Annotated in this window: 8 protein-coding genes and 2 rRNA genes; 5 read left to right on the top strand and 5 right to left on the bottom strand. The window is 43.9% G+C overall.

Annotation, left to right across the window (positions count from 1 at the left end):
- From E0D70_RS08625 to E0D70_RS08605, 5 genes are all read left to right on the top strand, one after another.
- A 23S ribosomal RNA gene (locus E0D70_RS08625) occupies nt 1–103 on the top strand; the annotation flags it as partial.
- A 184-nt stretch (nt 104–287) separates the two neighbouring features.
- Nucleotides 288–402 (top strand): 5S ribosomal RNA (rrf, locus tag E0D70_RS08620).
- A gap of 601 nt (nt 403–1,003) precedes the next feature.
- A complete protein-coding gene (locus E0D70_RS08615; protein ID WP_133011864.1) occupies nt 1,004–1,969 on the top strand; it encodes a transposase in 966 nt (321 codons plus the stop codon).
- Between the two features lie 148 nt (nt 1,970–2,117).
- Nucleotides 2,118–2,417 carry a DUF1840 family protein gene (locus E0D70_RS08610; RefSeq protein ID WP_165942887.1) on the top strand — a complete coding sequence of 100 codons (300 nt, stop codon included), beginning with the start codon at nt 2,118–2,120 and terminating at the stop codon, nt 2,415–2,417.
- 322 nt (nt 2,418–2,739) lie between these two features.
- Complete coding sequence (locus E0D70_RS08605) at nt 2,740–4,053, top strand: MFS transporter (RefSeq protein ID WP_133011862.1); 1,314 nt, start codon at nt 2,740–2,742, stop codon at nt 4,051–4,053.
- Nucleotides 4,054–4,131: 78 nt separating this feature from the next.
- Here E0D70_RS08605 and purK read toward each other — a convergent pair whose 3' ends face one another.
- The 5 genes from purK to gap all read right to left on the bottom strand — a co-directional run bounded on the left by purK (nt 4,132) and on the right by gap (nt 8,922).
- Nucleotides 4,132–5,196 carry a 5-(carboxyamino)imidazole ribonucleotide synthase gene (purK, locus tag E0D70_RS08600; protein ID WP_133011861.1) on the bottom strand — a complete coding sequence of 355 codons (1,065 nt, stop codon included), beginning with the start codon at nt 5,194–5,196 and terminating at the stop codon, nt 4,132–4,134.
- Nucleotides 5,197–5,688, bottom strand: coding sequence for a 5-(carboxyamino)imidazole ribonucleotide mutase (gene purE, locus E0D70_RS08595; protein WP_133011860.1), 492 nt, complete (start codon nt 5,686–5,688; stop codon nt 5,197–5,199).
- Nucleotides 5,689–5,900: 212 nt separating this feature from the next.
- Complete coding sequence (locus E0D70_RS08590; RefSeq protein WP_133011859.1) at nt 5,901–6,371, bottom strand: methylglyoxal synthase; 471 nt, start codon at nt 6,369–6,371, stop codon at nt 5,901–5,903.
- A gap of 6 nt (nt 6,372–6,377) precedes the next feature.
- On the bottom strand, nt 6,378–7,826 hold the full coding sequence (gene pyk / locus E0D70_RS08585) for a pyruvate kinase (RefSeq protein ID WP_133011858.1): 1,449 nt from the start codon (nt 7,824–7,826) through the stop codon (nt 6,378–6,380).
- Nucleotides 7,827–7,908: 82 nt separating this feature from the next.
- Nucleotides 7,909–8,922, bottom strand: coding sequence for a type I glyceraldehyde-3-phosphate dehydrogenase (gap, locus tag E0D70_RS08580; protein ID WP_133011857.1), 1,014 nt, complete (start codon nt 8,920–8,922; stop codon nt 7,909–7,911).
- Nucleotides 8,923–9,017: the final 95 nt, after the last annotated feature.

The following is a 9,017-nucleotide window of genomic DNA, read 5'->3' as shown; positions in this document are numbered from 1 at the left end:
TCCCCTGAAGAGCCGTTCGAGACTAGGACGTTGATAGGTTGGGTGTGTAAGTGCTGTGAGGCATTGAGCTAACCAATACTAATTGCTCGTGAGGCTTGACCATATAACACCAAAGTGGTTTTTGGATGAGAAAGCTCATCAAAGATGACAGAGACACATTACGATAGAAACTGGTTTAACCTTGATTTACGTTATTTCAAAACGAATTGTTAAAGATCCAAGCATGTCTTCGCGTGTTTTGGTTAGCTAGCTGAAAAGTTAGAGCCAGAACGAACGCAGCAGAATTGCTTGACGATCATAGAGACGTTGAACCACCTGATCCCATCCCGAACTCAGAAGTGAAAAGCGTCATCGCCGATGGTAGTGTGGGGGATCCCATGTGAGAGTAGGTCGTCGTCAAGCTTATAATTAAGAGAAGCCCCATCCTGCTACGCAGGGTGGGGTTTTTTCGTTCCCGTGCATATTAACCTCACACCCGTGTGGGGCTCTTATGAAGGAACGCATGTGAGAGTAGGTCGTCGTCAAGCTTATAATTAAGAAAGCCCTGATAGCTAACGCTGTCAGGGTTTTTTTTTGTCTGAAATAAGTCGGAAAAAATACAGAAGGGGCCTAACCCTCCTACGAAAAGTCACCTCTTAGGTTTGTAGTAAGAGTCGTTTCTTGTTCTTCCATTTGCTTGCGCCTGTCTCGTACCTCGACGCGTCAGCACAAATGCAAAACAAGAACCTTTAGTATCTATTGCACAAGGTCAGACCCCTTAAACTTAAACGTTCGCGCAGAATCTAACCAACCACATTACTCGCGGTTTAAGGGCTCTGACCCTCGTCGTAACCGACAAGTTTGCTAGCATCTCTATGTTCTTGATAATAGGTCTAGGCGTTCTTTTATTCAAGACAGGCACCTATAAAAACCAGTAATCACAAGGCTTCAGGTCTTATTCGGTTTATTCCCCCGTATCTCTTCTATACTTAGTGTTTGTTTTCTCAAGGAAGAGGAACGGATTATGCCAATGCCTAGAAGTCAGCAAGTTTGCTTAGACGATACCCCTTATTATCATTGCGTTGCCCGATGTGTTCGTCGGGCCTTTTTATGTGGTGAAGATCCATTCACAGGAACAAGTTATGAGCATCGGCGCAGCTGGGTAGAGAGCCGCTTGTTGTTTCTAGCCAGTGTTTTTTCAATCGATATTTGTGCCTATGCGGTGATGAGTAACCACCTTCATGTGGTGCTGCATATCGATTCAGAAAAAGCGAAGCATTGGTCTGTGTTTGAAGTGTTAGAGCGTTGGCATAGGATTCATAAAGGCACAACGTTTACTCAGCAATATCTGGCCGGTGGTACGCTTCCAGCCTATGTGATTGCTTTAGCAGAAGCTGCGGCAGAAACCTATCGAGAACGCTTAACAGACTTAAGCTGGTTCATGAAAGAGCTTAATGAGCCGATTGCACGGCGAGCTAATCTGGAGGATGAATGCACAGGACATTTCTGGGAAGGGCGCTTTAAGTCTCAGGCTTTACTTGATGAAGCGGCACTCATGGCTTGCATGGCCTACGTCGATTTAAATCCCGTAAGATCAGGTATCAGCGACACTCCAGAAGGCTCTGATTTCACCAGTATTAAGAAACGAGTAGCGGCGACGAAAGGAAAGTATCAAGCTAAGGCGCTTTATCCATTTGTCGGTAATCCACAAAAAGACATGCCAAGTGGTTTGCCTTTTAAACTAGTGGATTACTTAGAGCTCATCGACATGACGGGGCGAATAGTGAAAGAAGGTAAAAAAGGCTCTATTAATGCATCGTTGCTTCCCATTCTGCAAAGACTGAATATTTCATCCGACAATTGGCTGTGTATTGCCACTGAATTTGAAGCCAGAACGGGTAGTGTTGTTGGGCAAGAGTTATCGATTGATCATTACTGTGTATTGCACAACCGGCAGTGTAATAGGAAAAGTACTCAACTACTCGCCTGAGTGATTGTTATTTAGTCTCGCTTGCTTATTACTATCCTGTATATTTGATTTACGAGTAATAAATATGTTTCGGCATGGCGTCTAATTCTCTGTTTTTATTGGATTTATTAGGTGCCTGTCTTTAATGTTTTTTAATGAGGTTTCTTATATGTTGATTAAGTTTTACAGTGAAGAGTCGGCGAGTTTTGTCATGCTTGATGGCGTGGCTAATCAATTACTTACGATTATGGGTCACGGTAGCAGCACGGAAGGGTCGGTCAGTGGTGAGGCATTGAGCTCTGCCTTAGATTGTTTGACTTTGGCGACTAAGAACAACAAGGATGAAGCTGTTAGTGGTAACCCTGATGAGCCAGAAGAAGTTACGTTATCAGCTCGCGCCGCACCTTTGATCGCAATGTTACGTCGAGCCAGCGATGCTGATGGTTACGTGATGTGGCGTCCGAACTAACGCTAATGCTATGAAATAGTTAAGACTAAAATAGTTAAGACAGGCATGATTGAAAATCAGTAAACATATGTCCTCTGGCTCTTTATGGGTTAATTCACCGTAGCTTTTATAAACTTTACTTTTGTTTTCTTAAGGCAGAGGCGCTGGGTTATGTCTGCTGCCAGATGTTAGTCGTTATTCTAATAACAGTGTCTGTCTGTTGTGTTCCTTTCCTTTCTGTGACCTGTGTGATGCTTGGCTACGCAATATTTAATCAGAGGTGGTAAAATTTCATATCGATATTTTTAAGTCAATGTAGCCAGTCTGCTGTTATGGAGTATGTATGTCGGATAAAGGTCTTCTTGGGTCTGTGTATGAAAAAATCGCTAATGAAGAAGATGCAAGGGCGTGTGAGAAGATTGATAGCTCGGTGTGTAAGCAGGTGCCTGGTAATTTTATCAAGCTGATCATTGCGCAGTTTTTTACCAATTTAGGCGATGCGTTGATCAATCCAAAAGTGACTTTGCCTTGGGTGTTGCAAAGTGTAGGAGCGCCGGCGTATTTATTGGGTTGGTTGGTGCCGATCCGTGAGTCTGGGTCTTTACTTCCGCAGTTGGCGATTGCGAGTGTTATTCGTAAGTTACCCATTCGAAAATGGGTGTGGATTGTTGGTAGTGTGCTCCAGTCTCTGAGTATTATTGCTATTGGCGTTGTTGCCGCTACTTTTGATGGAGCATTAGCTGGCTGGTTAATTATTTTATGTCTGATTGTATTTAGTTTAGCGCGAGGCTTGAGTTCCGTTGCTTCGAAAGATGTCTTAGGTAAAACAGTTCCTAAGAGTCAGCGAGGTCAGGTCACTGGTTGGTCTGCGAGTTTGGCAGGCTTGGTTACGGTTGGCATTGCGGTGATGATGATGCTCAGCGCTTTTACGGCCTTTGAGGCCAGTCCTATTGTCTATGGCGCTTGTTTGGTGATGGCGTCTATGGTTTGGTTGATCGGTGCGGCGGTGTATTCTCGGGTGGTGGAATTTCCTGGTGAAGTTGATGGCGGTCGCAATGGTTTGATGGAAGCATTGAAACAGTTGACCTTGTTGAAAACAGATCGAGCGTTTCGTCTGTTTGTTATTACGCGCTCTTTGTTTCTTTGTTCCGCATTGAGTGCGCCTTATTATGTGGTTTTAGCTCATCAAAAACTGGGCAATGGTGTCTGGGTGTTGGCGATGTTTCTCTTTGCTAGCGGCCTTGCTTCTTTAGTGTCAGCGCCTTTTTGGGGGCGTTATTCGGATCGATCTAGTAAGAAAGTGATGGTGGTTGCATGCCTTCTCAGTTCTACTGTTGGTTTTGTTCTTTTTGCTATTTCTTACTTTAAACCCTCTCTCTTTAATCAGGTTATTATATTGCCTGCGTTATATTTTCTGTTAACGATTGCTCATCAAGGTGTGCGTGTAGGGCGTAAAACGTATCTAGTGGATTTGGCTGATGGCAATAAGCGTACAAGTTATGTGGCAGTGAGTAATACGGTGATTGGTTTTATGCTGTTATTGATGAGTCTTATAGGGACGCTGACTCAAGTCATCTCAATAGAGGGGCTTGTGCTTGTGTTTGCGATTATTGCTTTGATTGGCGTGCTAATGGCTATGCGTTTACCGGAAGCATAATGGAAGATTGATAAAACAAGGTTAGTAAAAAGCCGCTTAACAGTGATGTTAAAGCGGCTTTTTATTCGACATAGAATCTTAAGCAGGTAGGTTGGCTTTAAGCCATGTGATTGCTTCAGGATAAGGCGCAGGCATAGCAAGGCTGTTAAGCGCTGAATGTAACACTTCTAGATTGCCAGTACAGAAGTTCAGATGGCCGACTTTACGACCAGGTCTGACGTCTTTTTTGTACCAATACAATTCCAAGCTTTTGATATTTAGCCATTGGTAGTCTAAATCGACACCAATCAGGTTGACCATCATGCTTTGGTTTTTGATTTCAGCTTCGACAAGAGGTAAACCTGTTACTGCGCGGACATGGTTTTCAAACTGGCAAACATTACTGCCGGCTTGGGTCCAATGGCCGCTATTATGAACGCGAGGAGCCAGTTCATTGATGAGTAGCTCATCTCCCACGCGGAAGCATTCCATCGCCATAACACCAACGTAATCTAATGCATCCATCAGTTTGCTGAGCATTACTTCTGCTGTGCTTTGGTATTGATCAAGGCGTTTTAGCGGTGAAATAGACGCGTACAAGATGCCATTGATGTGAAGGTTAAGTGTGAGTGGGTAAAAATATTTTTTACCGTCTTTACCACGCACACCCACCAAGGATACTTCTTCATCAAAGTTAATTGCTTGTTCGGCAATGGCTTGGCCTTTCCAATCATCTGGGATCTCTGACTTTTCTGCTTGTTTAAGCCAATATTGGCCTTTGCCATCGTAACCGCCACGACGGCGTTTCATAAGTACACGCTCGCCTAAGGTTTGGTACGCGTAATCAGCAGTCGAGTCTTGCTCTACTGGAAACCAAGGCGCTGTCGCAAGCTCAAGGCGGTCTAGCCATTGTTTTTGCGTCAGGCGGTCTGCCAGTTGAGGGAAGGTCGCTAAGTTAACAAAGTTCTTATGTGTGGCAAGTTGTTTTGTTGCCACCGTTTCCGGCCACTCTTCACGTTCAGCCGTAACGATGTCATCGGCTTGCAAAGGCAGCGCTTCAGTGGCTTCTATGTCGACAGGGCGAACATCAAGACCAAGTGGTGTGCCTGCTTGTTTTAGCATGGCGCCAAGTTGTCCGGCGCCTAATACCCATAAAGTTGACATTTACACCTCTCGAGGGTCAGGGTGAGCAAGAACGGTTTCCGTTTGTTGAGTGCGGAATGCTTCAATTTTCTTAGCCAGCTCTGGATCAGAGTTGGCAAGAATCTGACAAGCCAGTAGGCCGGCATTAAAGGCGCCTGCCGTACCAATGGCAAGCGTGCCAACCGCAACGCCTTTTGGCATTTGTGCGATCGACAGTAAGCTGTCCATGCCGTTTAGGGCTTTGCTTTGTACTGGCACACCGAGTACAGGCAAGCGTGTGTGTGCGGCAACCATGCCAGGTAAATGTGCTGCGCCGCCAGCGCCGCCAATAATAACTTGGAAGCCTTTTTCAACGGCTTGTTCTGCAAACTGAGTTAATTTAACGGGCGTTCTGTGAGCAGAAACTACTTCTACGTGATAACTCACGCCAAGTATGTCCATTATTTCAGCGGCACTTTCCATGGTGGCCCAGTCACTTTTAGATCCCATAATAAGGGCTACTTTTGCTTGCAAAACAATTCTCCTGATGGCGGTTGTCAACGTGGTGTGCTGAGGGGCAAAGTTACGTTGACGTATGAAATAGAGTCGCTTGATATGACGTGGCCTATCACGTGAATGAAGCGATATTAATTGGGCGATAATATAGCCGATTTTGACAAAAACAGCGAGGGGTTGCAGGGATTGCTTGTTATAGATAGAACGTTAGAGGCAAAAAAAAGAGCGACTTAGAGTCGCTCTTTTAGATATTGTTCGTAATCTGGTATTTTTCGTTCGAATTCGCTATCAAATAATGGCGAAGAAACTAAAAAGTTTGCAGACGATACGCTACAGGCAATGGGGATGTTCCACACTGCCGCAACGCGCAGCAAAGCCTTTATATCAGGATCGTGAGGCATAGGTTCAAACGGGTCCCAGAAAAATATTAGGACATCAATTTTACCTTCTGCTATCAGGCCACCTAATTGCTGATCACCACCAAGTGGGCCACTGATAAGGGACTGAACAGGAACATTTAATTGCTTTTGCATTAAGTTCCCAGTCGTTCCTGTTGCTAATAAGTTGTGCTTGATAAGCTTTTCTTTATGCTTTTCAGCCCACTCTATTAGCTCTGGCTTCATGTTGTCATGTGCCACCAGAGCGACGTTTTTACGCTCTGGTGTTGTAATGAGTTTTTTCAGCAAGACTTTACTCGTCACTGTTGGTTATTCCTTTGCTTCGCCAACTTTCACGACTTTCATCATGTTAGTTGTACCATGACTGACTAGGTGATCACCTTTAGTAACAATAACAATATCGCCGTCATTGATTAAGCCAAGAGACTTAACGTGATCAACAAGACCTGAAACTATAGTCTCAATATTGAACTCTTTTGATGAGAATGCAACAGGGGTTACACCACGATAAAGCGTTACTTTATTCAATGTTGCTTGGTTTGGCGACAAGGCATAAATCGGTAACCCAGAGCTGATACGAGACATTAACAATGGTGTCGTACCTGATTCAGTCAAGCTGATGATCGCTTTTACGCCTTCCAAATGGTTGGCTGCGTACATTGCAGACATCGCAATAGTTTCATCAACATTTGTGAAAGTCACATCAACACGGTGTTTAGAGCGATTGATTGCAGGTTGTTTCTCTGCACCCAAGCAAACACGGTTCATTGTTTGAATAACTTCTTCAGGGTAGGCGCCTGCTGCTGTTTCTGCAGACAACATAACCGCATCGGTACCATCTAGTACGGCGTTAGCAACATCAAATACTTCAGCACGAGTAGGCATAGCGCTGGTGATCATAGTTTCCATCATTTGAGTCGCCGTAATGACTGGGCGATTCAATTGACGGCAGCGTTTGATCATGTGTTTTTGTACACCGATTAGCTCAGCATCACCGATTTCTACACCAAGATCACCACGAGCTACCATGACAGCATCCGACGCTAAAATAATAGCATCTAATGTTTCATTATCAGCGACGGCTTCAGCACGTTCCACTTTAGAAACAATGCCTGCTTTTAGGCCGGCTGCTTCAGCAAGTGCACGAGCTTCATGAAGGTCAGCTGCACTGCGTGGGAAAGAAACAGCTAGGTAATCTGCGTTTAGCAGCGCGGCTGTTTTGATGTCTTCTTTATCTTTAGGTGTTAGAGCGGCAGCCGATAAGCCACCACCTTGGCGGTTGATTCCTTTATTGTTTGATAATGGACCACCAACAATAACTTTAGTAATAACTTCTTGGCCTTTGACTTCAAGCACTTCAAGTACGACACGACCGTCGTCAAGAAGAAGAATGTTGCCTGGTTGAGAGTCTTTCGCTAATTGTGGGTAGTCGATACCAACACGAGACTCGTCACCATTATTTTTATCAAAACCAACATCAAGAACGAAAGTTGCGCCGTCTTTTAGTTGAACTTTTGTGTCTTTAAAGCGAGCGATACGAATTTTAGGACCTTGAAGATCTCCAAGGATCGCAACGTGGCGATTGTTCTTTTTCGCCATTTCGCGAACAATATTTGCACGATCAATATGGTCTTCTGGCTGACCATGAGAAAAGTTAAGACGGAAAACATTGGCACCTGCAAGAATCAATTTCTCAATCATTTCAGGGGAGCTAGAAGCTGGGCCAAGTGTTGCAACAATTTTAGTTCTGCGAGTCATTATAAATTACCAAACATTAGGAAGCGTGTTTCGGAGTATCAAATAGCATAAAGGCTGCATTAGCAGCCTTTATAGGTAGATATTATTTAGCGTTCATCAACGCGATGGTGTTATCTAACATACGGTTAGAGAAGCCCCATTCGTTATCATACCAAGCCATTACTTTAACTAATTTACCTTGGACGCGAGTTTGAGTCGCATCAAAGTTAGAGGTAAAAGCATTGTGGTTGAAATCGCTAGATACAAGTGGATCATGATTTACATGAAGAACTTGAGCCAAAATTGGATCGGCTTTTACTGCATCTTCAATAATTTTATTAACTTCTTCAGTCGTTGTTTCACGAGGTGCTAAGAAGGTTAAATCTACTAATGAAACATTGATTGTTGGAACGCGAACCGCCATACCATCAAATTTGCCTGCAAGTTCAGGAATAACTAAACCAACAGCAGCAGCAGCCCCTGTTTTACTTGGAATCATATTCATTGCCGCAGCACGAGCGCGGTAAAGGTCTTCATGATAAACATCAGATAGACGCTGATCATTAGTGTAAGAGTGGATGGTAGTCATCAAACCGCTTTCAATACCAAGCTTGTCGCTTAATGGCTTAGCTATTGGTGCTAGGCAGTTTGTTGTGCAAGATGCGTTAGAAATAACCGTCATGTCAGATGTTAGGACATCTTGGTTTACACCGTAAACAACCGTAGCGTCTACTTCTTTACCTGGTGCAGAAATAATAACTTTTTTAGCGCCGGCTTTAATGTGTGCACTGGCTTTTTCTTTTGTAGTAAAGAAACCAGTACATTCATAAACAACATCAACGTCTAATTCAGCCCAAGGAAGATCAGCAGGGTTGCGCTCAGAGAAAGTGCGGATTTTATCTGAATTGACATACAGAGCTTCGTGGTCAAATGTTACTTCTTCGCCGAAACGTCCATGCACAGTGTCATATTTAGTTAAGTGAGCATTGGTTTTAGAGTCACCAAGATCATTGATTGCTACAACTTGAATTTGATCACGTTTACCAGATTCGTATAGCGCTCTAAGTGTGTTGCGTCCAATACGTCCGTATCCGTTAATTGCTACTTTAATAGTCATACTCACCTCTAAATATAGTGGAACTCCATTTCGCCTTTGTCTGTAGTGCAACACCAGCAAAATGGGTAAATGTGCTCTTTGACGTAAAAATACTA

Source organism: Marinomonas flavescens, from assembly GCF_004352835.1.
GTDB classification, from domain to species: domain Bacteria; phylum Pseudomonadota; class Gammaproteobacteria; order Pseudomonadales; family Marinomonadaceae; genus Marinomonas; species Marinomonas flavescens.
The sequence above is the reverse complement of the archived record's forward strand: the minus strand, read 5'-3'. Positions and strand labels throughout refer to the sequence as shown.